The organism is Flavonifractor sp. An91, assembly GCF_002159225.1.
GTDB classification, from domain to species: domain Bacteria; phylum Bacillota; class Clostridia; order Oscillospirales; family Oscillospiraceae; genus Flavonifractor; species Flavonifractor avicola.
The window spans coordinates 71,459-95,838 of record NZ_NFHA01000009.1; the positions used below are offsets into that span (position 1 = coordinate 71,459).

At 62.9% G+C, this 24,380-nt stretch carries 23 protein-coding genes; 19 read left to right on the forward strand and 4 right to left on the reverse strand.

The genetic code is table 11. The features are described 5' to 3' along the window. Nucleotides 1–3 precede the first annotated feature (3 nt). From rsmB to B5G42_RS07630, 16 genes are all read left to right on the forward strand, one after another. Nucleotides 4–1,974, forward strand: a complete 1,971-nt coding sequence (rsmB, locus tag B5G42_RS07565; protein ID WP_087268610.1) for a 16S rRNA (cytosine(967)-C(5))-methyltransferase RsmB — start codon at nucleotides 4–6, stop codon at nucleotides 1,972–1,974. 1 nt (nucleotide 1,975) lies between these two features. Beyond that, on the forward strand, nucleotides 1,976–3,004 hold the full coding sequence (rlmN, locus tag B5G42_RS07570; protein ID WP_087268613.1) for a 23S rRNA (adenine(2503)-C(2))-methyltransferase RlmN: 1,029 nt from the start codon (nucleotides 1,976–1,978) through the stop codon (nucleotides 3,002–3,004). A gap of 85 nt (nucleotides 3,005–3,089) precedes the next feature. Continuing rightward, entirely contained in the window at nucleotides 3,090–3,821 is a 732-nt protein-coding gene (locus B5G42_RS07575) for a Stp1/IreP family PP2C-type Ser/Thr phosphatase (RefSeq protein WP_087187936.1), read from the forward strand. 17 nt (nucleotides 3,822–3,838) lie between these two features. Next, complete coding sequence (gene pknB / locus B5G42_RS07580; protein ID WP_087268615.1) at nucleotides 3,839–5,962, forward strand: Stk1 family PASTA domain-containing Ser/Thr kinase; 2,124 nt, start codon at nucleotides 3,839–3,841, stop codon at nucleotides 5,960–5,962. Between the two features lies 1 nt (nucleotide 5,963). Further along, entirely contained in the window at nucleotides 5,964–6,845 is an 882-nt protein-coding gene (rsgA, locus tag B5G42_RS07585; RefSeq protein ID WP_087268619.1) for a ribosome small subunit-dependent GTPase A, read from the forward strand. Beyond that, a complete protein-coding gene (locus B5G42_RS07590) occupies nucleotides 6,830–7,480 on the forward strand; it encodes a thiamine diphosphokinase (protein WP_087268622.1) in 651 nt (216 codons plus the stop codon). Before rsgA ends, B5G42_RS07590 begins: the two co-directional genes overlap by 16 nt. A gap of 129 nt (nucleotides 7,481–7,609) precedes the next feature. Then, entirely contained in the window at nucleotides 7,610–7,774 is a 165-nt protein-coding gene (locus B5G42_RS18115; RefSeq protein ID WP_158098701.1) for a hypothetical protein, read from the forward strand. A 3-nt stretch (nucleotides 7,775–7,777) separates the two neighbouring features. Then, nucleotides 7,778–7,879, forward strand: coding sequence for a stage V sporulation protein SpoVM (gene spoVM / locus B5G42_RS17865; RefSeq protein WP_140399822.1), 102 nt, complete (start codon nucleotides 7,778–7,780; stop codon nucleotides 7,877–7,879). Between the two features lie 74 nt (nucleotides 7,880–7,953). Further along, the gene (locus B5G42_RS18855; protein WP_087268625.1) at nucleotides 7,954–9,480 is read left to right on the forward strand and encodes a DUF3794 and LysM peptidoglycan-binding domain-containing protein; all 1,527 of its coding nucleotides are present in this window, start codon (nucleotides 7,954–7,956) and stop codon (nucleotides 9,478–9,480) included. Between the two features lie 134 nt (nucleotides 9,481–9,614). Next, nucleotides 9,615–9,818: a 4Fe-4S binding protein gene (locus B5G42_RS07600; protein ID WP_087268628.1), complete on the forward strand. Its 204-nt coding sequence runs from the start codon at nucleotides 9,615–9,617 to the stop codon at nucleotides 9,816–9,818. Next, complete coding sequence (locus tag B5G42_RS07605; protein WP_087268631.1) at nucleotides 9,815–10,435, forward strand: 4Fe-4S binding protein; 621 nt, start codon at nucleotides 9,815–9,817, stop codon at nucleotides 10,433–10,435. The genes B5G42_RS07600 and B5G42_RS07605 overlap by 4 nt, the downstream gene beginning before the upstream one ends. Nucleotides 10,436–10,439: 4 nt before the next feature. Then, nucleotides 10,440–10,736 (forward strand): ArsR/SmtB family transcription factor, encoded by a 297-nt coding sequence (locus B5G42_RS07610; RefSeq protein WP_242955348.1) that lies wholly within the window; start codon nucleotides 10,440–10,442, stop codon nucleotides 10,734–10,736. Nucleotides 10,737–10,924: 188 nt separating this feature from the next. Beyond that, nucleotides 10,925–12,835, forward strand: coding sequence for an acyl-CoA dehydrogenase family protein (locus tag B5G42_RS07615; RefSeq protein ID WP_087268633.1), 1,911 nt, complete (start codon nucleotides 10,925–10,927; stop codon nucleotides 12,833–12,835). 176 nt (nucleotides 12,836–13,011) lie between these two features. Beyond that, complete coding sequence (locus B5G42_RS07620) at nucleotides 13,012–14,223, forward strand: FprA family A-type flavoprotein (RefSeq protein ID WP_087268636.1); 1,212 nt, start codon at nucleotides 13,012–13,014, stop codon at nucleotides 14,221–14,223. Nucleotides 14,224–14,729: 506 nt separating this feature from the next. Next, on the forward strand, nucleotides 14,730–16,208 hold the full coding sequence (gene spoIVA, locus B5G42_RS07625) for a stage IV sporulation protein A (RefSeq protein WP_087268638.1): 1,479 nt from the start codon (nucleotides 14,730–14,732) through the stop codon (nucleotides 16,206–16,208). Nucleotides 16,209–16,308: 100 nt separating this feature from the next. Continuing rightward, nucleotides 16,309–16,803 (forward strand): hypothetical protein, encoded by a 495-nt coding sequence (locus B5G42_RS07630; protein WP_087268641.1) that lies wholly within the window; start codon nucleotides 16,309–16,311, stop codon nucleotides 16,801–16,803. Nucleotides 16,804–16,861: 58 nt separating this feature from the next. Here B5G42_RS07630 and B5G42_RS07635 read toward each other — a convergent pair whose 3' ends face one another. The 4 genes from B5G42_RS07635 to B5G42_RS07650 all read right to left on the reverse strand — a co-directional run bounded on the left by B5G42_RS07635 (nucleotide 16,862) and on the right by B5G42_RS07650 (nucleotide 21,132). Continuing rightward, complete coding sequence (locus tag B5G42_RS07635; RefSeq protein ID WP_087268662.1) at nucleotides 16,862–19,141, reverse strand: xanthine dehydrogenase family protein molybdopterin-binding subunit; 2,280 nt, start codon at nucleotides 19,139–19,141, stop codon at nucleotides 16,862–16,864. Between the two features lie 2 nt (nucleotides 19,142–19,143). After that, nucleotides 19,144–19,617: a (2Fe-2S)-binding protein gene (locus B5G42_RS07640; RefSeq protein WP_087268644.1), complete on the reverse strand. Its 474-nt coding sequence runs from the start codon at nucleotides 19,615–19,617 to the stop codon at nucleotides 19,144–19,146. Continuing rightward, nucleotides 19,614–20,411, reverse strand: a complete 798-nt coding sequence (locus B5G42_RS07645; protein WP_087268646.1) for an FAD binding domain-containing protein — start codon at nucleotides 20,409–20,411, stop codon at nucleotides 19,614–19,616. The genes B5G42_RS07640 and B5G42_RS07645 overlap by 4 nt, the downstream gene beginning before the upstream one ends. 103 nt (nucleotides 20,412–20,514) lie before the next feature. Next, on the reverse strand, nucleotides 20,515–21,132 hold the full coding sequence (locus B5G42_RS07650) for a Crp/Fnr family transcriptional regulator (protein WP_087268649.1): 618 nt from the start codon (nucleotides 21,130–21,132) through the stop codon (nucleotides 20,515–20,517). 126 nt (nucleotides 21,133–21,258) lie between these two features. Between B5G42_RS07650 and leuC the strand changes: the two genes are divergently transcribed. From leuC to leuB, 3 genes are all read left to right on the forward strand, one after another. Then, on the forward strand, nucleotides 21,259–22,518 hold the full coding sequence (leuC, locus tag B5G42_RS07655) for a 3-isopropylmalate dehydratase large subunit (protein ID WP_087268652.1): 1,260 nt from the start codon (nucleotides 21,259–21,261) through the stop codon (nucleotides 22,516–22,518). A 149-nt stretch (nucleotides 22,519–22,667) separates the two neighbouring features. Further along, nucleotides 22,668–23,153: a 3-isopropylmalate dehydratase small subunit gene (locus B5G42_RS07660; protein WP_087268654.1), complete on the forward strand. Its 486-nt coding sequence runs from the start codon at nucleotides 22,668–22,670 to the stop codon at nucleotides 23,151–23,153. Beyond that, nucleotides 23,150–24,226 carry a 3-isopropylmalate dehydrogenase gene (leuB, locus tag B5G42_RS07665; RefSeq protein ID WP_087187951.1) on the forward strand — a complete coding sequence of 359 codons (1,077 nt, stop codon included), beginning with the start codon at nucleotides 23,150–23,152 and terminating at the stop codon, nucleotides 24,224–24,226. Before B5G42_RS07660 ends, leuB begins: the two co-directional genes overlap by 4 nt. Nucleotides 24,227–24,380: the final 154 nt, after the last annotated feature.

Consider the following 24,380-nt stretch of genomic DNA (forward strand, 5'->3'; position numbering starts at 1 on the left):
CATATGACTGCCAGAGAAGCGGCCCTCCGGGCCCTGGTGGCCTGCGAACAGCAGGGCGCCTGGTCGGACGGCTTTTTGAAGAAGATCCTGCGTACCGCCGGACTGGACAGCCGGGACGCAGCCCTGACCACCCGGCTGTGCTTTGGTGTGCTCCAGAACAGGCTGCTGCTGGACTACTACCTGGGCAAGCTGTCCACGGTGAAGCTGGAAAAGATGGAGCCCGCTGTCCGCAACAGCTTGCGGCTGGGGGCCTATCAAGTGTTATTCCTTGACAGAGTGCCCGACCACGCCGCCGTCAGCGAGGCGGTGGATCTGGCACGGAAGGGCTCCAAGAATCCCCGGTCCGCCGGTCTGGTGAACGGTGTGCTTCGGTCCCTGGTGCGGCAGAAGGACAGCCTGGAGCCGCCGGAGGACCCGGCGGTGCGGTACAGCCATCCCCAGTGGCTGGCCGACCTCTTTACCCGCCGGCTGGGCAGGGAGGAGGCCGCCGCCCTTATGGCGGCCAACAACGGGGAGCCGCCCACCTGCGCCCAGGTGAACACCACCAGGGCCACGGTGGAAGAAGTGACCGATTCCCTCCGGGCGGAGGGAGTGGAGGTCCAGCCTCATCCCTGGCTGCCAAACTGCCTGCTGCTGTCTCACACCGGCAGCCTGGAGGAGCTGACCGCCTTCCGGGAGGGCCTCTTTTACATTCAGGACGCCGCCGCCAAGCTGGCGGTGCTGGCCGCCGACCCCAGAGAAGGCATGGACGTGCTGGACGCCTGCGCCGCCCCCGGCGGCAAGTCCTTTGCCGCCGCCATTGCCATGTGGGGCGAGGGAAAGGTGGTCTCCTGCGACATCCACCCACATAAGATGGACCTGATCCAGGCGGGAGCCAAGCGGTTAGGCCTGGACTGTATTACAGCGGAAGTGCTGGACGGCAGGGAGTGTAAAGAAGAATTCCTTGACGGATTTGACTTGGTATTGGCCGACGTGCCCTGCTCCGGCCTGGGTATCATCCGCAAGAAGCCGGACATCCGCTATAAGGACCCCAAGCCCCTGGAGGGGCTGCCCCGGGTCCAGAAGGCCATTCTGGACAATGTGTGCCGCTACGTCCGTCCAGGCGGTGTGCTGCTCTATGCCACCTGCACTCTGCTGGAGCGGGAGAATGAGGACGTAGTGCGGGCATTTTTAGACAAGCATAAAGACTTTACATTAGAGCGTTTTCAGTTGCCCGGCGACTTTGAAGGCGCCAGGGAGGGCATGGTGACCTGCTGGCCCCACCGCCACGGCACCGACGGCTTTTTCTTCGCCAAGCTGCGGCGGATGCGGGGGGTGTATGAGGTCCGGCCCAACGAGGGCATGGGTCCCTTCGCCCTGGGCATGACCCAGGCCGAGGCGGAGGACGCCCTGGACAAGTTGAATGAGGAAGAGCACCAAGCCGTGGAGGTGTGGCACCGCTTCGGCGGGTACGGCTCGCCCCAGAGCTTCCAACTGGAGTATGAGGACGGAAAGCTGAGCCGCATTGGACTGGACCGGTGCGAGGATCTCAAGGTCCTGTACCGAGGCCTGGATCTGATGGGTACCCACGCCGAGGACCTGATCCTGGCCCTGGCCAAAGAGACCGGCTATGTGTGTGACTGTGAGGACCATGAGCTGGCCTGTACCTATGAATTTCCCGCCCTGGGTCTGGAGCTGTGGCGGGAGAGCGCTTACCACCCCAAGCTGCTGGCGGTTCCGGAATTCCAGGAGCTGATTCAGGCGCTGCCGGAAAATCTGGAGTATGAGCAGGACCATGGCTGGTGCTTTGCCCAGGTGTGGGTCCAGACCGGGTCCTTCCGGGCCCAGTGTCCTCTGGAGCCAGGCCCGGCCCCTTATGCCCACCCCGTCAAGCCAACGCCTCCGGAGCGGGAGCCCACGGCGGAGGAGATGATTGCGTTCCTCCATAGAAAATACGGACTGATACCGCCGGAAAGGCCCGGCAGGGGAGAGTAACATGACTGACATCAAATCTATGGATCTGGCGGAGATGACCGCCTATTTGAAGGAGTTGGGGGAGCCCGCCTTTCGGGCCAAACAGGTCTTTCAGTGGCTCCACCGGGGGGTGCGCTCCTTCGATGAGATGACCAACCTGTCCAAGGCCCTGCGGGAGAAGCTGAAGGCCGACTGCATCCTGTGTCCGCCGGAGGTGGAGCGCAAGCAGGTGTCCGCTCTGGACGGCACCATCAAATACTTATGGCGCTTATCCGACGGAAACTGCATTGAAACCGTTTTGATGCGCTACCATCATGGGAATACTGTGTGTATCTCCTCTCAGGTGGGCTGCCGCATGGGGTGCGCCTTCTGTGCCTCCACTCTTGGTGGCAAGGTAAGAGACTTGACACCTGCTGAGATGCTGGACCAGGTGCTCTTTACGCAGATCGATTCCGGCCACACCATCAGCAATATTGTGCTCATGGGCATCGGCGAACCCCTGGACAACTTCGATACGGTGCTGCGGTTCCTATCCCTGGTCAACAGCCCCGACGGACTCAACATCGGGATGCGCCACATCTCTCTGTCCACCTGCGGTCTGGTCGAAAAAATTGACAAACTGGCCGAGCATCAGTTACAATTAACCCTATCGGTATCCCTCCATGCCCCCGACGACGAGACCCGCAGCAAGCTCATGCCGGTGAACAGAAGCGTGGGCGTGGAGAAGCTCTTTGACACCTGCCGCCGGTATTTTGAAAAGACCGGGCGGCGGATCTCCTATGAGTACGCCATGGTGGACGGGGTGAACGATTCCGACTGGCAGGCTGACCTGCTGGCCAGTCACCTGAAGGGCACCCCGGGCCATGTGAACCTGATCCCCCTGAACCATGTGGCGGAAAGCCCTCTCAAGCCCAGCCGCCGGGTGGCCCAGTTCCAGAAGCGCCTGGAGTCCCACGGCATCACTGCCACGGTGCGGCGCAAGCTGGGCGGGGACATCGACGCCTCCTGCGGTCAGCTCCGCAGGAAGGCCATGCTGCATACCGATGATTAAGCTGCACTGGCTAAACGCCAGTTCCATTGTTTTGCCGCAGGCCCGGGCAGCAGGGCCGACCGGCTGGAAAAGAGGCTGATTCACTATGATCAAAGCGTGGGGCATCACCGATAAAGGCGTGGTGCGTACCCAGAATCAGGACGGGTATTACTTAGATGTGCCGTCGGAACACCTGGCTGTGGGCGTGGTGTGCGACGGTATGGGCGGCGCCAAGGCGGGCAACATCGCCAGCCTCATTGCCGTGGAGACCTTCGTGGATACCCTCCAGCACGCCCAGGGCGAGCCGGATACCCCGCCGCCGGCGGTGCTGGCCCGTGCGGCGGAGGAGGCCAACGGCGCGGTATACCGCCGGGCCAGTTCCGATCCCGACTGCTTCGGTATGGGCACCACCATGGTGGCGGTGATGGTGGTGGAGAACACCGCCTACCTGCTGAACATCGGAGACAGCCGGGCCTACCACATCAACGAAGAGGGGATCACCCGGCTCACCCGGGACCACTCGGTGGTGGAGGACATGGTGGCCCGGGGAGATATCACCCCGGAACAGGCCCGCACTCATCCCCGAAAGAACCTGATCACCCGGGCTCTGGGCGCGGAGGAGCGCATCCGGGCCGACCTGTATGAGCGGGAGCTGGTCAGCGGAGACTACCTGCTGCTGTGCTCCGACGGGCTGAGCAACATCCTCTCCGACCAGGAGCTGCTCTATGAAGTCATCCACGGGGGAGATCCCGCCGGCTGCTGCCAGCGGCTGCTGGACATCACCATCTCAAGAGGTGCGCCGGACAACGTGACGGCGGTCCTCTTCCAGATCCTTTGAAAAGGGGGTAATGAACTATGGATCAGTACATAGGGAAATTACTCGACAACCGATATGAAATTCTGGAGCGCATCGGCATCGGCGGCATGGCCGTGGTGTACAAGGGCCGGGATCACCGGCTCAACCGGCTGGTGGCCATCAAGATCCTGAAGGAGGAGCTGGCCTCTGACGCCGAGTTCCGCCGCCGCTTCCACGATGAGTCTCAGGCTGTCGCCATGCTGTCCCATCCCAATATCATGGCGGTGTACGACGTGTCCCACACGCCCGAACTGGACTATATCGTCATGGAACTGCTGGACGGCATCACCCTCAAGCAGTATATGCAGAAGAAGGGCGGCAAGCTGGCCTGGCGGGAGGCCCTTCACTTTATCACCCAGATCATGAAGGCCCTGTCCCACGCCCACAGCCGGGGCATTATCCACCGGGACATCAAGCCCCACAATGTGATGGTGCTGCGGGACGGTTCCCTGAAGGTGGCCGACTTCGGCATCGCCCGGCTCACCTCCTCGGCACAGGCTACCCTGACCCAGGAGGCCCTGGGCTCGGTCCACTATATCTCCCCCGAGCAGGCCCGGGGCAGCCACATCGATGCCCGCAGCGACATCTACTCCGCCGGTGTGGTGCTCTATGAGATGATCACCGGCCGCCTGCCTTATGAGGGGGACTCCCCGGTGGCGGTGGCCATCCAACATATCAATTCCATCCCCCTGTCTCCCAGGGAGATCGATCCGGAGATCCCCGAGGCCCTGGAGGCCATCACCATGAAGGCCATGGCCTCCGACGTGAACCAGCGGTATATCTCCGCCGACGCCATGCTGGCCGACCTGGAGGAGTTCCGCAAGAATCCCTCCATCAACTTTGACTATACCCCGGCGGATCTGCTGGTCACCGAAGGGGATGAGCCTACCCAGGTGCTGGGGGCCAATACACCCAGTAATGTGCGGACCCAGCCCGCCCACGCCGACCGCTATGAGGAGGATACCTGGACCCGGTCCAGAGGTCCCCGGCGGGAGGAGGACCCCCGCAGCCGTACCAAAAATAAGCGGTACGAGGATGACTATGAGGAGGTCCGGGGCGCCAACAGCCGTCTGCCCATCTTCCTGGCCATCGGTGCGGTGGCTCTGTTCCTGGTGGGCATGGGTGTGTTCCTGTGGTTCTCCTTCTTCAATGGCCTGGGCGGCGGCAGTTCCACTCAGTATAATGTGCCCAAGCTCATTGGCATGACCGTGGAGGAGGCCGAGCAGCACTCCGACGTGGTGGAGGCTGGCTTCCATATCGTGGTCGGCAATACGGTGGACAGCAGTCTGCCTGCCGGTCAAATCGTATCTCAGGACCCGGAGAGCGGCCGTAACGCCCAGGCGGGCGCTACCATTACCGTGGATCTGAGTAAGGGCAGCGACTCCGACGAGCTGGAGGAGGGCGTTATGCCCAACCTGGTGGACCGCGACAAGCGGATCGCCATCAGCGAGCTTAACGCCCTGGGCTACAGCGAGGAGAAGGGCAACCTGGTGATCCAGGAGGAGGCCAGCGAGGACGTGACCAAGGATTACGTCATCTCCACCGATCCCAAGGCCGACGCCAGCCTGGAGGGCGTGGACAAGGTGACCTTGGTGGTGAGCACCGGCCCGAAGGAGGAGCCGGTGACCGTCATCAACTTTGTGACCATGACGGAGCAGGACGCCCGTGACGCCGCCGACAAGCTGGGCCTGACGGTCTCTGTGGAAGAGGTGTACGACGACTCGGTGGAAGCTGGCCATGTGTGCTGGCAGAGCATCGATCCCAACACCGAGGTGGAGAAGGGCCAGACCATCCGCCTGCGGGTGAGCAAGGGTTCCGACCCCTCCGCCGGCGAACCCACCACCCAGCCCAGCACCGATCCCAATGAGTCCACTCCGCCCACCGACCAGCCCACCGAGTCCCCCAGCAGCCAGCTGAAAACCATCTCCTACACCGTCAATCTGCCCCGGGATCGGGACAGCGTGGAGGTGGTAATCACGGTGGACGGACAGGAGCAGTACCGCAAGACCCTGGATACGGTTCAGCAGCTGGTGACGGTGTCCCTGAAGGGCAGCGGCACCCAGACCGTCGGCGTCTACTTCGACGGCCAGCTCAGCCTGAGCGAGCCCAAAGACTTCGGCTGATATGGAAGGGATCATCTTAAAAGCCCTCAGCGGCTTCTACTATGTGGACGACGGCTCCGGCAGGCTCACCGCCTGCCGGGGTCGCGGCAAATTCCGCCACCAGAAGGTGAGCCCCCTGGTGGGGGACCGGGTGGAGTTCACTCCCCTGGAGGGGGAGAGCGGCATCCTGGACGCCATTCTGCCCCGGAAAAATGAGTTCCAGCGCCCGGCGGTGGCCAACATCGACCAGCTGGTGGTGGTGGCCTCCGGGGCCATTCCGGTCACCGACCCCTTCCTCATCGATCGGGTGGTGTCCATTGCCGAGGGGCGGGACTGCGAGAGCATCATTGTCCTCAACAAGTGCGATCTGGACGGGGCGGACAGCCTGTATGACACCTACACCAAGGCGGGCTTCACTACCCTGCGGGTGAGTGCCGAGACAGGGGAGGGCATTGACGCCCTCTCTACCGCAATCTCTGGAAAGGTTTCTGCCTTTACAGGAAACTCCGGTGTGGGCAAGTCCTCCATTCTCAACGCCCTCCAGCCCGACTTCCATATTCGGGTGGGCGAGGTGTCCGACAAGCTGGGCCGTGGCCGCCACACCACCCGCCATGTGGAGTTGTTCCGGCTGGACAGCGGGGCCATCGTGGCCGACACCCCCGGCTTCTCCTCCTTTGATACTGAGGAGATGGAGCTGCGGCGGCCGGAGGAGCTGCAATACACCTTCCGGGAGTTCGCTCCCTATCTGGACCAGTGCCGGTTTACCGGTTGCGCCCATGTAAAGGAAAAAGGCTGTGCAGTCCTTGCGGCGGTAAAAGCAGGGGAGATCCCGGCCAGCCGTCACCAGAGCTATGTGCGGCTGTACCAGCAGGCAAAGGAAGTGCCGGAATGGCAGAGAAAATAACCAAACAGGCCCTCATCGTCGGCGCAGCCCCCTGCGCCGACCTGGCTTTTCTGGGGGCGTATCTGGAGGGAAAGGACTGGACGGTGATCTGCGCCGACGGCGGGCTGCAAACCGCTCTGGCCGCCGGGCTGAAACCGGACTACCTCATCGGGGACTGGGACTCCGGCGGCGGCCCCGCCGGGGACGTGCCCTATGCCACCTTGCCGGTGGAGAAGGACTTTACCGACCTCCAGGCGGCGGCCCACTGGGCCTTGGAACAGGGGTGCAAAGAGCTGCTGCTGTGCGGCTGCACCGGCGGCAGGCTGGACCACACCGCCTCCAATCTGGTGCTGCTGGAGTGGATCGCCCGCCGGGGCGGCAAAGCTGTCATGGCCGACGGGGACAATGAGGTGCGTTTTCTGGAAAACGGCGGTCTTATGCTGGAAGATGCGCCCCACTACCACTATCTGTCCATCATCCCCCTTGACAAAACTGTAAAGGGTGTTACCTTGTGTGGCGTCAAATACCCTCTGGAAGGAGCGGAACTCACCCGTGGGGATACCCTGACCGTCAGCAACGAGCCCTCCGGGCCGGTGATGGAGATCTCTGTGGAGGAGGGGGCAGTGCTGGTGATCCGCAGCCAGCGGGAACCATAAAAGCATACTGAATACCTCATGTGGGGCGGCAAAAGCCGCCCCCTGTTTTATCGTCCGCCTTTGAGGCATGAACACAACCGCCTTCCTGCGCGTATACTGGGACAGAACCAGTGAAGGGAGGCGGCTGTTTTGACGTTGGAGGGCAAGAAGGCTCTTGCCGCGGCGGCGCTGTGCGGCGCGGGCGCGGTGCTGCTGTTTCGTCCGGGCACTCTGGCGGTCTTTGTGGCCGGGGCCTGGATGGGCCGCCGGGGCTTTGGCTGGCTCAAACGATATTGGCTTGACAGGGAGGCATAAGGTATGAAGATCGTGGTAGTGAAGTCCCCCAAAGCCCTCAGCAGCCTGCTGAGGCTGGTATTCGGCATCAAAAAATCCGACCTGGCGCCGGAAAGCCGGTCATAGCCGGACCACCTTGTACATATATTGCCCTAGCAGCAATCAGTCTGGGCAATGGCCCGTACAAGGAGTGGAACGCTATGGAACTGGAACTGGAACGGACGGCGCTGGACGGATTTCGCGGGGTGCTGGACGCCGCCGTGGCGCAGGAGGAGACGGTAGAGAGCATCGTGCCCGACGCCTGCCCGGACCTGCTGGAGGTCTGCGATACCGAAGGTGTGGTGTGCCTCCATAGGAAGGAGGCCATGGAGGGCCGGGTGGAGCTGTCCGGCACCATCCACGCCCTGCTGCTCTGCCAGCCCGACGGGGAGGTGGGTCTGCGGCGGCTGGAGGTGGATCTGCCCTTCACCTGCACCGCCGATTCCCCCGACATCACCCCCGGCTGCAAGGTGGTGGCCCAGCCCCGGCTGCGGGGGGCGGACGCCCGGCTGGTCAACCCCCGGAAGGTGCTGGTGCGGGCTGACCTGGTGGTGGACGTACAGGTGTTTGCACCGGTGTCTGACTGGGCTCCCGCCTCGGTGCTGGACCCGGAGCAGGCGGGGGTGGAGCAGCTCAGTCAGAGCTGTGACACCTGTGTGACAGTGTGTGTACAGGAAAAACCCTTCCCATTCAGCGACGAGCTTACCCTGGCGGGCAGCCGCCCGGAGGCCGAGGCCCTGCTGAAGTGGCGGGTGTCCCTGGAGTGCGGGGAGGCCAAAGTCATCGGCAGCAAGCTGATTTTCAAGGGCTCCGCCCGGCTCCAGGTGCTTTACCGCTGTGCCGACGGCGGGCTGAGCACCGGGGAGTTCGAGCTGCCCATCTCCCAGCTGATGGAGGTGAGCGGCGCCGGGGAGGAGGCCATGTGTCAGGTGGGCCTGATCCTCACTGATCTGAGCTGTGAGCTGGACGACGGGGACGGCCGCACCATCAGTGTAACCATGGGCCTGCTGGCCCAGGCGGTGATCCGGGAGGAGCGGAGCCTCACCCTGCTTACCGACGTGTACTCCACCCTCTATCAGCTGGACAACGAGATCCGCACCATGGACCTGAGCCGGGTGGCTGACCGGGGAGAGCGGGAGGTGGCCGTCCGGGAGCTGCTGGAAACCGGCGTGGCCCCCCAGGACGTGCTGGACGCCTATGTGACCATGGGAGACGTGACCCAAAACCGGGAGGGGGAGCGGGTATCCCTCACCGTTCAGGCCAATGTACATCTGCTCTGCCGCACCGAGTCGGGGGAGACGGCGGCTGTCACCCGCATCATCCCCGTATCCTGCCCGGTGGATCTGCCCGAGGGGGCACGGTGCTCCTGCCGGTGTTCCTGCACCGCCCCGGTGTATGGGGCGCCTGCCTCTGGGGGCGCGGAGGTCCGGTTCCCGGTACGCTTTGCCTGGCTGGCCCTTACCGGCAGCAAGGTTGCCGCCGTCAGTGCCGTGTCCTTCGATGAGAATGCCCCCATTGACCACGCCGGTCAGCCCTCCATCGTGCTGCGGATGGTGAGCGGGGGAGAGCGGCTGTGGGACATCGCCAAGGCCTACGGCACCACCGCCCGGGACGTGATGCAGGCCAATGCCCTGGAGGAGGAGGAGCTACCCGACGGACAGCTGCTGCTCATCCCAAGAAAACGATAAGCCGAGAAAATGGCCGCCATTTGGCGGCCATTTTTGATGGAGCGCGCATCGCCCCGATTTTTCCGCTTGCATTCCGGCGGTGGTTCTGTTATATTAGTAATTGCTTAATTACTTAATTGCTAGGAGGACGATCTATGGCGTCGAAGCGTTATGCCGCTGTGGGGAAGCACTGCGTGGCCTGCGGCTGCTGTGTAAAGGTGTGCCCCATGTCGGCCATCTCCATCTGGCGTGGAGTCATCGCCCAGGTGGACCGGGAGAAGTGCGTGGGCTGCGGCAAGTGCGCCAAAGAGTGCCCGGCTGGCACCATTGAACTGCGGGATCGGGAGGTGGGCGCATGAACAAGAAAAAACACTGGTACGACTATCTGTGGATCGTCACCCCCATCTATCTGGGATTGGGGTTCTTCAACATCCTCTTTGCCTGGCTGGGCATGATCTTCTTCTGTCTGCCACTGCTCATCGCCATCTTCGGCGGCAGCAAGCTCTACTGCAACCGCTACTGCGACCGGGGGCAGTTCCTGTCCCTGCTGGGTGAGCGGCTCAAGCTGTCCCGGAACAAGCCCACCCCCCGGTGGATGCGGACCAAAGCCTTCCGGTACGGCTTTCTCATCTTTTTCTTCGTGATGTTTTTCCAGATGCTCTTTACCACCTACCTGGTAGGGGCGGGAGCCAGAGACATTGGGGAGTTCGTCAAGCTGTTCTGGACCTTCCAGGTGCCCTGGCACTGGGCCTATCACGGCACCCTCTTTGCTCCCTGGGTGGCCCAGTTCGCCTTCGGGTTCTACTCCATCATGCTTACCTCCACCCTTATCGGCCTTATCGTTATGGTGCTCTTTAAGCCCCGGACCTGGTGCGTGTTTTGCCCCATGGGCACCATGACCCAGCTGATCTGCACCCTGCGGGCAGGCAAGGCCCCGGCGGGGGCCTGCGCCGCCTGTTCCGGCTGCCGGAGGTAAGCATATGGACGAACAACTGCGGGAAAAGGCCCAAACCATCGCTTCGCTTATGGCCCAGATGGCCAACGAGAACCGGCTGCTCATCCTGTGCGCCCTGCTGGACGGACCCAAGACGGTGGGGGAGCTGGGGGAGAGCGTGCCCAACATCACCGCTCCCGCCCTGTCCCAGCACCTGCACAAGCTGAAGGATGGGGGACTGGTCCAGGCGGAGAAGCACGGCCAGTTCGTTACCTATTCCATCAAAGACAGCCGCCTTCAGGCCCTGATGGCGGTGCTGAAAGAACAATATTGTGCCCAATGAACAGACAGCGCGTCCCATTTGATGTGGGATGCGCTGTCTGTTCTTCTAATTCCTGGTTCTCATATGGGAAATATTTTGTTAAAATGGTGAAATTCCTATTGACATACTCTGTTAGGATGTGTTAATATGCCCATAGAAGATAATGATTCTCATTACTGATTAAAAATATAGACAAGGAGGACGACACCATGCTGTTTAAGACCACGGAACAACACGAGGCCCTGCGGGCTCAGATCCGGGCCTTCGCTGAGGCGGAGGTGAAGCCCCAGGCCTTCCTGATGGACAAGGAAAATCTCTTTCCCGACGAGGCCATCAAGAAGCTGGGGGAGATGGGGCTCATGGGCATCCCCTATCCCAAGGAGTACGGCGGCGCCGGACTGGACGCCCTGAGCTACGCCATCGCGGTGGAGGAGCTGTCCCGGGTGGACGGCGGCACCGGCGTCATCCTGTCGGCCCACGTGTCCCTGGGCTCCTGGCCCATCTTCGCCTACGGTACTGAGGAGCAGAAGCAGAAGTACCTGGTGCCCCTGGCAAAGGGCGAGAAGATCGGCGCCTTTGGCCTCACCGAGCCCAACGCCGGCTCGGATGCCGGCGGCACTGAGACCACCGCCGTGGACAAGGGGGACCACTGGCTCCTCAACGGCGGCAAGATCTTCATCACCAACGCCCCCAAGGCAGATACTTATGTGGTCTTTGCTGTGACCACCCCCGACATCGGCACCCGGGGCATCTCCGCTTTCATCGTGGAGAAGGGCTGGGAGGGCTTCACCTTCGGCGACCACTACGACAAGATGGGCATTCGTTCCTCCTCCACCGCTGAGCTGATCTTCAACGATGTGAAGGTGCCCAAAGAGAACCTGCTGGGCAAGGAGGGCCAGGGCTTCAAGATCGCCATGTCCACCCTGGACGGCGGGCGCATCGGCATCGCGGCCCAGGCGCTGGGTATCGCCCAGGGGGCCTATGAGGCCGCCGTGGAATACGCCAAGGAGCGGGTCCAGTTCGGCAAGCCCATCGGCTTCAACCAGTCCATCGGCTTCAAGCTGGCCGATATGGCAACCAAAATCCGCTGTGCCCGTATGCTGGTCTACTCCGCCGCCGACCTGAAGGAGCACCACGAGCCCTACGGCACCGAGTCTGCCATGGCCAAGATGTACGCCTCCGACATCGCCCTGGAGGTCACCAACGACGCCGTCCAGATCTTCGGCGGCACCGGCTTCCTCAAGGGCATGGACGTGGAGCGGATGTACCGGGACGCCAAGATCACCACCATCTACGAGGGCACCAACGAGATCCAGCGGGTGGTCATCTCCTCCGCTATCATGGGCAAGCCCCCCAAGAGCGAGGGTGGCTCCTCCAGCCGGCCCAAGAAGCCCGCCCCCGTCACCGGCGTGCGCAAGCGCATCCTGCTGAAGGAGGGGAGCGCCGCCGATCAGGTCAACGCTCTGGTGGAGCACTTGAAGAAGGATGGCCATGACTTTACTGTTGGTATCCCCATGGATACCCCCATCAGCCAGGCCGAGCGTGTAGTTTCCGCCGGTCAGGGCATCGGGGACAAGAAGAACATGAAGCTGGTGGAGAATCTGGCCAAGGCTGCCGGCGCCGCCATTGGCTCCTCCCGCCCGGTGGCCGAGACGCTGAAGTATGTGCCCCTGGACCGGTATGTGGGTATGTCCGGCCAGAAGTTCAAGGGCAATCTGTACATCGCCTGCGGCATCTCGGGCGCCATCCAGCACCTGAAGGGCATCAAGGACGCCTCCACCATCGTGGCCATCAACAAGAACGGCAACGCACCCATCTTCAAGAACTGTGACTATGGCATCGTGGGCGACGTCAACGAAATCCTGCCTCTGCTGGCCGCCGCCCTGGACACCGGGGAGAAGCAGCCCGCGCCTCCCATGGTGAAGATGAAGCGCCCCGCGCCTCCCAAGCCCGAGCCCATCGGCAAGCGGTATGTCTGCGGCGGCTGCGGCTACGAGTACGTGCCCGAGCTGGGCGACCCAGACGCCGAAGTGGCCCCCGGCACCCTGTTTGAAAACCTGCCCGAGGAGTGGGTGTGCCCCGAGTGCGCCGAGAGCAAGGATATGTTCATTGAGGCCTGAGTGCGCAGGCGTGCGCAGCAGGGCCACAGTGCGCCGCGCAGACGAAAAAACAGGCGACGCCCGGTGGGCGGAGCGGCATTTTTCGCGGAGCGGGGAACAGTGGGCCGTAGCGGAGCCGCCGGAGCATGACAACATCGTGCGCGGAGACGCGCAACCATATAGAAGGAGGGACTATCATGTATTGTGTCCGCAATGTGACGGAAGATCTGTACTGGGTGGGTGCCAACGACCACCGGCTCCACCTGTTTGAAAACATCCATCCCATTCCCCGGGGCGTCAGCTACAACGCCTATCTGCTACTGGACGAAGAGACCGTCCTCTTTGACACCGTGGACTGGTCCGCCTGCCGCCAGCTGCTGGAGAACGTGGAGCATCTGCTGGGGGAGCGGCCCCTGGACTACCTGGTTATCAACCACATGGAGCCTGACCACGGCGCCTCCATCGAGGAGATCCTGCTGCGCTGGCCCCAGGTGAAGGTGATCTCCACCGAGAAGTCCTTCCTCTTCATGCGCCAGTTCGGCTTCCAGATCGACGGCCATGAGCTCATCGAGGTGAAGGAGGGGGACACCCAGACCTTCGGCAAGCACACTGTCACCTTCGTGGCGGCCCCCATGGTCCACTGGCCTGAGGCCATGGTTACCTTCGACACCACCAACGGCGTTCTCTTCTCCGCCGACGCCTTCGGCTCCTTCGGAGCCCTGGACGGCAAGATGTTCGCCGACGAGGTCAACTTCGACCGTGACTGGATCGACGACGCCCGCCGCTACCTCACCAACATCGTGGGCAAGTACGGCCCCCACATCCAGCTGCTGCTGAAGAAGGCCGGCACCATTCTGGACCAGATCAAGTACATCTGCCCCCTCCACGGTCCCGTATGGAGGAAGGATCTGGGCTACTTCATCGACAAGTACGACAAGTGGAGCCGCTACGAGCCGGAGGAAAAGGGCGTCATGATTGCCTACGCCTCCATGTACGGCAACACCGAGGCCGCCGCCCAGGCGCTGGCCGCCAAGCTGTGCGAGAAGGGCGTCACCAACGTGTGGGTGTATGACGTATCCAACACCCATGTGTCCTACCTGGTCAGCGAGTCCTTCCGGCTGAGCCACATTGTGCTGGCCAGCGTCACTTACAATCTGGGCATCTACCCCGTGATGCACGACTACCTCATGCACCTGAAGGGCCTCAACCTCCAGAACCGTACCTTTGCCCTCATCGAGAACGGCTCCTGGGCACCCAAGTCGGGCGACCTGATGCAGAAGTTCGTGGATGAGGAGCTGAAGAACATGACCGTCCTCAATGACCGTCTGTCCATCGCCTCCGCCCTCCACGCCGACAAGGCTGCCGAGCTGGAGTCTCTGGCCGACTCCATTGTGGAATCCATGCAGTAACCTTCCGGGACCCCGCTTCGGCGGGGTCCTTGAGACTGTCGAAAAAGTGGCACGCCACTTTTTCGAGTAGGTTGCAGTCTGCCGCGCGCAGATTTTGCCCGCCATAGGCGGACAAAATCCACACTTGCAGCCTGAGAAGTGTTTTCAGTCACGCACATGTCGCGACTGAAAACGGATTTGACTTTATTCGCGCCTGCGGGCGCGAACTCTGCGAGGCTTTTTCGACAAGCTGCAGGGCCTGTTGCAAAATAGCTGTTTTGCACAAGCCTGTCATTGCGAGCCAGTGCGCGCACTGGCGTGGCAATCCGTTTCCCCGGCAAAAGGGGCGGATTCCCACGAAAAACGGCCGCCCACCGGGCGGCCGTTTTTCTCGGAATGACGGGTCTTTGTACGAGCTGCGCATTTTGCAACAGGCCCTTTTCCGTCCTCCATGAATAATCCACGGCTTATCCCCATACCTATGTAGAGAAAACGCCGGCTTAACATGGCCGAAGGAGGAATTGCCAGTGGAACAACGCAAGCTCTATGAGGATATCGCCCTGCGGACTGAGGGGGATATCTATATCGGCGTGGTGGGGCCGGTGCGGACTGGAAAATCCACGTTCATCAAGCGGTTCATGGAGACCATGGTCATCCCGGGCATCGAGAACGTCTACCGCCGGGAGCGGGCCAAGGATGAGCTGCCCCAGAGCGGCTCGGGCCGCACCATCATGACCGCCGAGCCCAAATTCGTCCCCGAGGAGGCGGTGGAGGTCACCATGGACAGCGGGGCCACCTTCAAGGTGCGGCTCATCGACTGCGTGGGCTATCTGGTGCCCGGGGCGGTGGGCTCTCTGGAGGACGACGTGCCCCGGATGGTGACCACACCCTGGTTCCCCGAGCCCATCCCCATGACCGAGGCCGCCGAGATCGGCACCAGGAAGGTCATTGCCGAGCACTCCACCATCGGCATCGTGGTCACCACCGACGGTACCGTTACCGACATTCCACGGGAGGACTACCTGGAGGCGGAGGAGCGGGTCATCACCGAGCTGAAGGAGCTGGGTAAGCCCTTCCTGGTGGTGCTTAACTCCGCCCAGCCCCGGTCGGAACGGGCTCAGGCCATCCGGGCGGACATCGCCTCCCGATATGATGTCACCTGCGTGTGCGTCAACTGCCTGGAGCTGGAGGAGGAGGCAGTGACCGGCATCATCAAGGGGGTGCTGTACGAGTTCCCGGTGAAGGAGCTGGATCTGTTTCTGCCCCCCTGGGTGGATGCCCTGCCCTGGGATCACCCTATCAAACACGGACTGTACGCCGCTATCCGGGAGAGCGCCAAGGGGATGCGCCGCATCCGGGACGTGGAGAGCACGGTGGCCGCCATGGGGGAGTGCGACACGGTGAGCCGTGCCCAGGTCACCTCCATGAATCTGGGCACCGGTCTGGCCGCCGCCGACCTGGAGCTGCCCCGCAGCCTGTTCTACGACACCCTGTCCCAGCAGTCCGGCTTCACCATCCACGACGATGGGGACCTGCTGGAGCTTTTGAGCCGCCTGTCCCGGATCAAGGCCGAGTACGACAAGGTGGCAGGCGCTCTGGAGGAGGTGAAGGCTACCGGCTACGGCATCGTGGTGCCCGGCACCGACGAACTGGTGCTGGAGGAGCCGGAGATCGTCCGCCAGGGCGGCCGGTACGGGGTGCGCCTCAAAGCCTCGGCCCCCTCCATACATATGATAAGGGCGGACATTGAGACCGAAGTCTCTCCCATCGTGGGCAACGAGAAGCAGAGCGAGGAGATGGTCAACTTCCTGCTTCAGGAGTTTGAGGGGGACACCAAGGCCATCTGGCAGTCCAACATCTTCGGCAAGTCCTTCCACGAGCTGGTCAGCGAGGATCTGAACGCCAAGCTCAAGCGGATGCCGGAGGACGCCCGGTCCAAGCTGCAGGAGACCCTCCAGCGCATTATCAACGAGGGTTCCGGCGGGCTGATCTGCATCATCCTGTAAGAAAAGGCGGGAGCATGGCCGGTACGTCTTGCTTCGGACTGGGAAATGTTGTATCGTATCAGGCAGAGAGGACCCAGAAAGAGAAGAAGGAGAGATCCCGATGAAAAGACGTACCCTGTGTGTGTTGGCCGCCGTGCTGGTGTGCCTGGCCGGCTGCTCCGGCGGCGACGGCCTGGTGGGAAATATCTATACCTACGACCATGTGTCCATTGAACTGCCGGAGGGCTATGAGGTGGACGAGAGCGGTTCCTTCCCCATCATCTACTGCCCCGACTACCCGGCGCGGACCGACAACATCAACATCCTCAAAACCTCAGCGGACAGCATCGACAACTACGACGAGGACGTGATCGACAACTACTACGCCACCTCCCTGAACGGGTACAGCGGGATGCTGTCCTTTGAGAAAACCACGGTGGGGGGCGTTGACGCCATCATCTGTTCCTATGGCGTCGGCATGAACGGCGTGGACATGATAGGCACCCAGTACTATCTGTTCGGCAAGGACTTTACGGATGTCATTACCTTCACCAGCGTATCCGGCGACTATGACGACGACTTCGAGGACATTGCTCAGTCCATCACGGTCCATTGAGCACAAGAGAAAAACCGCTGCAATCCACAGGGATTGCAGCGGTTTTTTGTGTCTTGGATCAGGGTTCCATGCCCATGAGGATCTTCTCGGCGGTGATGGGCAGAGAGCGCACCCGCACGCCGGTGGCGTTGTACACCGCCTGGGCGATGGCGGGGGAGGGGGTATTGATGACCACCTCGCCGATGGACTTGGCCCCGAAGGGACCGTTGGGCTCGTAGCTCTCCTCAAACTCCACTCGGATCTCCGGCAGGTCGGTGCGGCAGGGGATTTTGTAGGTCATGAAGGTGGAGTTGACCATCTGGCCATTGGGGTCGTAGTTGATGTCCTCCAGCAGGGCCATGCCGATGCCCTGGGCGATGCCGCCCTCGGCCTGGACCCGGGCCAGGTTCTTGTTGATGACGGTGCCGCAGTCCACCACGCCCACATAGTCCACGACCTTGGTCTCGCCGGTCTCCAGGTCCACCTCCACCTCGGCAAAGCCCGCCATGAAGGGCGGGGGAGAGGTGGGGCTGCAATGGCTGGCGGTGGCGGTGAGCCACTGGGTGCCCTCGCCCACCACCAGGTCCTGAGCCAGCTTGTCCAGAGTGATGGAGGTCTCCGGGTTGGTGCGGTCGTACACCTTGTCCCCGTCAAACTCCGCCCGCTCGGGGTGGATGTTCAGGCGGCGGGCCCCCTCAGCGGCGATCTTTTCGTTGAGCTCGGTGCAGGCCTTCACCACCGCCATGCCGGTGACGTAGGTGGTGCTGGAGGCGTAGGAGCCGGTATCAAAGGGGGAGTGGTCGGTATCCACCCCGTCCACGGTGATGCGGTCCATGGGGCAGTTGAGAATCTCGGCGGCCATCTGGGCCAGGATGGTGTCGCAGCCGGTGCCCATATCGGTGGCGCCGATCATCAGGGTATAGTAGCCGTCGTCGTTGAGCTTGATGGTCACCGACGCGGTATCGATGGCAGAGATGCCGGAGCCCTGCATGGTCACCGCCATGCCCACGCCCCGGACGCGGTGGTCGTCCACCTTGACGCAGGGGTACTTCTCCTTCCAGCCGATCATCTCCATGCCCCGCTCAATGCACTGGGGCAGCTTGCAGCTGGTGAGGGGCTCGTTGTAGTAGGCGGCCATGTGCTCCCCCACCCGGGGCAGGTTCATAAGCCGCAGCTGGGCCGGGTCCATGTTCAGCTTCTCCGCCAGCTCGTTCATGGCGGACTCCATGGCAAAGCAGCCCTGGGTGGCGCCGTAACCGCGGAAGGCACCGGCGGCCATGGTGTTGGTATACACCACGTCCCAGGAGAAGCGGAAGGCGGCCTGCCGGGCGTAGAGGGGGATGCTCTTGTGGCCCACCAGGCCGATGGTGGTGGAGGCGTGCTCGCCGTAAGCACCGGCGTTGGACAGGGCGTGCATATCCACCGCCTTGATGGTGCCGTCCTTCATGGCGCCCACTTTGACGTGGACCCGCATCTGGTGGCGGCTGTTGGAGGCCTGGAAGGACTCTTTCCGGGTATACACGATCTTGGCGGGCTTGCCGGTGCGCAGAGTGACCAGGGCGGGGAAGAGCTCACTGACCAGGGTCTGCTTGGCGCCGAAGCCGCCGCCGATGCGGGGCTTCACCACCCGCACCATGTTCTTGGGCAGGCCCAGAGCACGGGCGATGGTGCGGCGGCAGTGGAAGGGCACCTGGGTGGAGGATACCACGTTGAGCCGCCGGTTATGGTCCAGATAGGTATAGGTGCGGAAGGTCTCCATCATGGCCTGGGCGTTGGCCTTGGTATAATAGGTCTGATCCACCACCACGTCGCAGGCAGCCATGGCGGCATCCACGTCGCCGTCGGCGTCGCAGCCGCTGGACACCAGGTTGCGCTTCTGGTCGCCGCCGATGTCGAAGTGGTGGAAGTAGTCATCCTCCGAATGAACCACAATGGGGTTGTCCAGAGCGGTCTCAAAGTCCAGCACCGGCTCCAGGATGTCGTACTTCACCTGGATCATCCGCAGGGCCCGGGCCACGCAGTCCTTGTCCCGGCCTGCCACGATGGCCACCGGGTCGCCCACATAGCGGACGGTGCGCTCCAGGATGTAGCGGTCGTAGGGGGAGGGCTCCGGGTAGGACTGGCCTGCCAGGGTATAGCGGATCTGGGGCACGTCCTCCCAGGTCAGGATGCAGGAAATGCCGGGCACCCGGCTGGCGGCGTCCTTGCGGATAGACTTGATGCGGGCGTGGGCGTGGGGGCTGCGGAGCACCTGCACCACCAGGCAGTCACGGGGCACCATGTCCTCGGTGTACACGCCCTTGCCGCCGGTGAGGGCGGCGCCGTCCAGCTTGGGGATGGCCTGATTGACGAATTTCAGATTCATGCCTGACCCTCCTTCTCCCAGGGCTTGTCGTGGAGCCAGGCCCGCAGGGCCCGGGTCTGACCGGCGTAGCCGGAGCAGCGGCACAGGTTGCCCGCCAGATAGTTGGAGATTTCCTCCTCGGTGGGGTCGGTGAGCTCCCGGCGCATGGCCAGCACAGCCATGATGAAGCCGGGGCTGCAATAGCCGCACTGCTCGGCGCCCTGGGCGGTCATGTATCGGCCGAAGGAGGCGGCCTCGTCCTTCACACCCTCCAGGGTGGTGACGTGGAGGCCGTCGGCCCGGGCGGCGGGGTAGGAGCAGGACAGCACCGGCTTGCCCTCCACCCACACGGTACACAGGCCGCAGTTGCTGGTGTCGCAGCCCCGCTTCACGCTGACGTAGCCGTACTTGCGCAGAAACTCCAGCAGCATCATATCGTTGGGGATGTGCTTGTTGTACAGCATCCCGTTGACGGTGATCTTGACTTTCATCCCTTGTTCTCCTCCATGCACTGCTCTGCCGCCCGGCGCACCAGTACAGCGGCCAGCTTCTTCCGGTAGTCGGCCCCCGCCCGCAGGTCGGTGCCGTAGGTCAGCTCCTCAGCGGCGGCCTGTCCGGCGGCTGCGGCCCCCTTGCCCTCGTTGAGGCAGGCGGCGGCGCTTTCGCACCGCACTGCCCGGGCGGGACGGGCACCCACCGACACGGTCCACTGGCCGCCCCGGCAGCTCACCGCCGCGGCCAGGGTGGGGAAGTCGGTGGTGGAGCGGCGGACGCTCTGATAGGCGGCCCGGCGGCCGTCGTCTTTGATGCGTACCTTCAGCAGGATATCGTTGAAAGCGATGGGGGAGGCCATGAACTCCGCCAGGGGGAGCTCGCCGCCCCGATGGAGCACCACGGTGGCGTCCAGCGCCAGCAGGGCGCAGGTCAGGTCGGAGAAGCCGAACCGGGAGAATACAGAGCCTCCCACGGTGGCGCAGTTGCGGAAGGGTACCCCCACGATGTGGGATACACAGTCCCCCAGAATGCCGTCAAAGCGGGAGGTGACGGCGGGGTGAGTCTCCAACTGATGGAGGGTGACCGAGGCCCCCAGCTCCAGATAGCCGTCCTTCACTTCGATCTGGTCCAGGCCCAGCCGGGTCAGGTCAATGGCGCGGCCAATGCGGCGGCGGCCCATTTTCAGCCAGCAGCAGCCACCCAGAATGACGCTGGTCCGGGTGTCCCGCTGGAGCAGCTCGTCGGCCTCGGCCAGGTTCTCGGGGAACACATAGCTCTTGATGGTGAACAAATCTAATTCCTCCCCATAAATCGGGTTTTCTCGCGTTTTACAGAAAGTTTATTATACCGGCTTCTGCCAGAAATGTACAGGGGAAATCATAAAAATACAAGGTTCAGTTTCCATCCTGCAAAAAGCCCTCCAGGCCCCGGCGGTCTGTCAGCTTCAGGCTCTTGTAGCCAGTCTTGATCCAGCCCCGTTTGTCTAATTCCCCCAGCACCCGGCTTACCGTTACCCGGCTCACCCCCACCGAGGCACCAATCTCCTCATGGGTGCAGCGCACCGTATCCTCCGGCCAGGGCAGGATGGTCAGCAGGTGGCGGGCGATGCGCTTGTCCGCCTGGAGGAAGTCCCCGTCCACATGGCCGGACAGCATCCGCACACGGCGGGCCAGATCCTCCAGCATGGCGATGGCCAGATCGGGATGGGCGGCAAAGACCTGGGTCAGGTGCTGCCGGTCCACCGCCACCAGCTGGCATTTGGTCACCGCCATGGCGGAGGATACCCGGGGCTGGCCGTCAAAGAAGGCGGCCTCGCCCATCAGCTCGCCGGCATGGGGGAGGGTGAGGATACGCTCCTCGCCCTCGGGGGAACTGATGAAGCACTTGGCGGTGCCCGATACAATATAATAAAAGCAATCCGCCCGGGTGTCCTGGAGATAGATCAGCTCTCCCGGCTCCTTGTGCAGAATGGGCTGGCCGTCGGCCAGAGGCGTCCAGATGTTGCGCAGCATGGCGGTTTCCTCCTTTCGGGCGGGGACAAGCCCTGCCCTTACGGTAAGATTGTAGCATGGTTTACATTCTTCTGGCAAGGGGGTATGGTATGCTGATACCAACAAGAAATAAGGAGGCGCCCTCGTATGGGAATGACCATGACCCAAAAGATCCTGGCCCGCCACGCCGGACTGGACCAGGTGGTACCCGGCCAGCTGGTGGAGGCCAAGCTGGACCTGGTGCTGGGCAACGACATCACCGCGCCCGTCGCCATCACCGAGTTCCGCAAGGCGGGACTGACTCAGGTATTTGATCAAGACAAGATCGCCCTGGTGCTGGACCACTCCACCCCCTGCAAGGACATCAAGTCCGCCCAGCTGTGCGCCCAGGCCCGGGAATTTGCCAAGGAATTCAACATCACCCACTTCTATGACGTGGGCTGCATGGGCGTGGAGCACGCCCTGCTGCCCGAGAAAGGCCTCACCGCCCCCGGCGAGTGCATGATCGGCGCCGACTCCCACACCTGTACTTACGGCGCGGTGGGTATGTTCTCCACCGGCGTGGGCTCCACCGACATGGCCGCCGGTATGGCCACCGGCCTTGCCTGGTTCAAGGTGCCCGCCGCCATCAAGGTCACCCTCACCGGCAAGTTCCAGCCCTATGTGTCCGGTAAAGACGTGATCCTCCACCTGATCGGTATGATCGGCGTGGACGGCGCTCTGTACAAGTCCCTGGAGTTCGCCGGGGAAGGGGTAGGGGAGCTGTCCATGGACGACCGCTTCACCATCGCCAACATGGCCATTGAGGCGGGCGCCAAGAACGGCATCTTCCCGGTGGACGACAAGACCCGGGCCTACCTGAAGGGCCGTGTTACCCGTGAGTGGGAGGCGGTGGAGGCCGATCCTGACGCCGAGTACGAGCGGGAGATCGTCATTGATCTGAACACCCTCCAGCCCACGGTGGCCCTGCCCCATCTGCCCTCCAACACCCGCACCATCGACCAGGTGGAGGGCACCCACATCGACCAGGTGGTCATCGGCTCCTGCACCAATGGTCGTTTGGACGACCTGCGGCAGGCGGCGGCGGTCCTCAAAGGCCGCAAGGTGGCCGACGGGGTGCGCTGCATCGTCATCCCCGCCACCCAGCAGATCACCCTGGACGCCATGGCCGAGGGCCTGATCCAGACCTTCATCGAGGCGGGCTGCGCCGTGTCCACCCCCACCTGCGGCCCCTGCCTGGGCGGACACATGGGCGTGCTCTCCGACAACGAGCGGGCCATCTCCACCACCAACCGCAACTTCGTGGGCCGCATGGGCCCCGTGTCCTCCGAAATCATTCTGGCCAACCCCGCTGTAGCCGCCGCTTCTGCGGTGGCGGGCTGCGTGGCCGATCCCCGAACGCTGTAAACAGCGTTCGGGCCCCCATATTTTTCTTCCTCGGGGCAAGTGAATTGCCCCTGCGGCAAGGTTTTGCAGTGCAAAACGCTTGCACGCGCCACTTGGCGCGTCCCGCCTGCGGCGGGTCCCAAGGCACCAAATAAGAAAGGGTGACATCCTTGAAAGTATATAAGTACGGCGACAACGTGGATACCGACGTGATCATCCCCGCCCGGTACCTCAACGCCCCCGACGAAAAATCCCTGGCCTCCCACTGCATGGAGGACATTGACGCCAACTTCGCCTCCACCGTGGAGCAGGGCGACATCATCGTGGCCGGGGCCAACTTCGGCTGCGGCTCCTCCCGGGAGCACGCCCCCCTGTCCATCAAGGCCTGCGGCGTGAAGTGCGTCATCGCCCCCTCCTTCGCCCGCATCTTCTACCGCAACGCCATCAACATCGGTCTGCCCATCATGGAGAGCCCCGAGGCTGCCGCCGCCATCCAGGCGGGGGACACTGTGAGCGTGGACTTTGCCGCCGGCACCATCACCGACGAGACCCAGGGCAAGACCTGGCAGGCCGCGCCTTTCCCGGCCTTCGTGGACAACATCATCCAGGCCGGCGGCCTGCTCAACTCCCTGAAAGCGCGAGGTGTGGCCAAATGAATTACAAAATCGCTTTGATCCGGGGCGACGGCATCGGCCCCGAGGTAGTGGGTGAAGCCGTCAAGGTGCTGGAGGCCGTGGGCAAGAAGTTCGGCCACAGCTTTACCTATGAGGACGTGCTGCTGGGCGGCTGCGCCACCGACGCGGTGGGGAAGAGCTACCCCGACGGCACCGCCGAGAAATGCAAGGCCTGCGACGCCGTGTTGCTGGGCGCGGTGGGCGGCCCCAAGTGGGGTTCCGACAAGCCCGCCGAGCAGCGGCCCGAGACCGCCCTGCTGGCCATCCGCAAGGATCTGGGCCTGTACGCCAACCTGCGCCCCGCCGCCCTGCGGCCTGCCATGGCGGACGCCTGCCCCCTGAAGAAGGAGACTGCCGAGAAGGGCATTGACCTGATGATGGTCCGTGAGCTCACCGGCGGCATCTACTTCGGCCAGCGGGAGAAGTATGACACCCCCGACCGGGGCGTGGAGTGCGCCGACCGGATGGCCTATTCCGAGAAGGAGATCGAGCGCATCGGCCGCCGTGCCTTTGAGCTGGCCCGCCTCCGCCGGAAGAAGGTGTCCTCCGTGGACAAGGCCAACGTGCTGGAAACCTCCCGCCTGTGGCGCTCTGTCATGCACCGTCTGGCGGAGGAGTATTCCGACGTTCAGTACGAGGACGTGCTGGTGGACAACTGCGCCATGCAGCTGGTCCGTGATCCCGGCCAGTTTGACGTGGTGGTCACCGAGAATATGTTCGGCGACATCCTGTCCGACGAGGCAAGCATGGTCACCGGCTCCATCGGCCTGCTGCCCTCCGCCTCCATCGGCGACACCGCCCCCGGCCTCTACGAGCCCATCCACGGCTCCGCCCCCGACATCGCGGGCCAGGACAAGGCCAACCCCATCGCCACTATCCTGTCGGTGGCCATGATGTTCCGCTACTCCTTCCACCTGGCCGCCGAGGCCGACGCGGTGGAGGCCGCCGTGGACGCTGTGCTGGCCGAGGGCTGGCGCACCGCCGACATCGCCGAGCCGGGGGTCACCCCCATCGGCACCAAGCAGATGGGCGATCTCATCTGCGCCAAGATCTAAGGAAAACAGGGAAGAGGCGGCAGTGCCGCCTCTTCTCAGCTTGTAGAAAAACCTGCTGTGACAATCAAGCCAGAGCAGGTTTTTTGCATGAAAAGTAAAAGAACAGAGAAAAAGGAAGAAGATTTCCTCTCCATCTTGTTGGTTTGCGGAGATC

Bases quoted from the DNA above. Each gene is read 5' to 3' on its own strand.
- rsmB (WP_087268610.1), top strand. From the start codon at position 4: ATGACTGCCAGAGAAGCGGCCCTCCGGGCCCTGGTGGCCTGCGAACAG.
- rlmN (WP_087268613.1), top strand. From the start codon at position 1,976: ATGACTGACATCAAATCTATGGATCTGGCGGAGATGACCGCCTATTTG.
- B5G42_RS07575 (WP_087187936.1), top strand. From the start codon at position 3,090: ATGATCAAAGCGTGGGGCATCACCGATAAAGGCGTGGTGCGTACCCAG.
- pknB (WP_087268615.1), top strand. From the start codon at position 3,839: ATGGATCAGTACATAGGGAAATTACTCGACAACCGATATGAAATTCTG.
- rsgA (WP_087268619.1), top strand. From the start codon at position 5,964: ATGGAAGGGATCATCTTAAAAGCCCTCAGCGGCTTCTACTATGTGGAC.
- B5G42_RS07590 (WP_087268622.1), top strand. From the start codon at position 6,830: ATGGCAGAGAAAATAACCAAACAGGCCCTCATCGTCGGCGCAGCCCCC.
- spoVM (WP_140399822.1), top strand. From the start codon at position 7,778: ATGAAGATCGTGGTAGTGAAGTCCCCCAAAGCCCTCAGCAGCCTGCTG.
- B5G42_RS18855 (WP_087268625.1), top strand. From the start codon at position 7,954: ATGGAACTGGAACTGGAACGGACGGCGCTGGACGGATTTCGCGGGGTG.
- B5G42_RS07600 (WP_087268628.1), top strand. From the start codon at position 9,615: ATGGCGTCGAAGCGTTATGCCGCTGTGGGGAAGCACTGCGTGGCCTGC.
- B5G42_RS07605 (WP_087268631.1), top strand. From the start codon at position 9,815: ATGAACAAGAAAAAACACTGGTACGACTATCTGTGGATCGTCACCCCC.
- B5G42_RS07610 (WP_242955348.1), top strand. From the start codon at position 10,440: ATGGACGAACAACTGCGGGAAAAGGCCCAAACCATCGCTTCGCTTATG.
- B5G42_RS07615 (WP_087268633.1), top strand. From the start codon at position 10,925: ATGCTGTTTAAGACCACGGAACAACACGAGGCCCTGCGGGCTCAGATC.
- B5G42_RS07620 (WP_087268636.1), top strand. From the start codon at position 13,012: ATGTATTGTGTCCGCAATGTGACGGAAGATCTGTACTGGGTGGGTGCC.
- B5G42_RS07630 (WP_087268641.1), top strand. From the start codon at position 16,309: ATGAAAAGACGTACCCTGTGTGTGTTGGCCGCCGTGCTGGTGTGCCTG.
- B5G42_RS07640 (WP_087268644.1), bottom strand. From the start codon at position 19,617: ATGAAAGTCAAGATCACCGTCAACGGGATGCTGTACAACAAGCACATC.
- B5G42_RS07650 (WP_087268649.1), bottom strand. From the start codon at position 21,132: ATGCTGCGCAACATCTGGACGCCTCTGGCCGACGGCCAGCCCATTCTG.
- leuC (WP_087268652.1), top strand. From the start codon at position 21,259: ATGGGAATGACCATGACCCAAAAGATCCTGGCCCGCCACGCCGGACTG.
- leuB (WP_087187951.1), top strand. From the start codon at position 23,150: ATGAATTACAAAATCGCTTTGATCCGGGGCGACGGCATCGGCCCCGAG.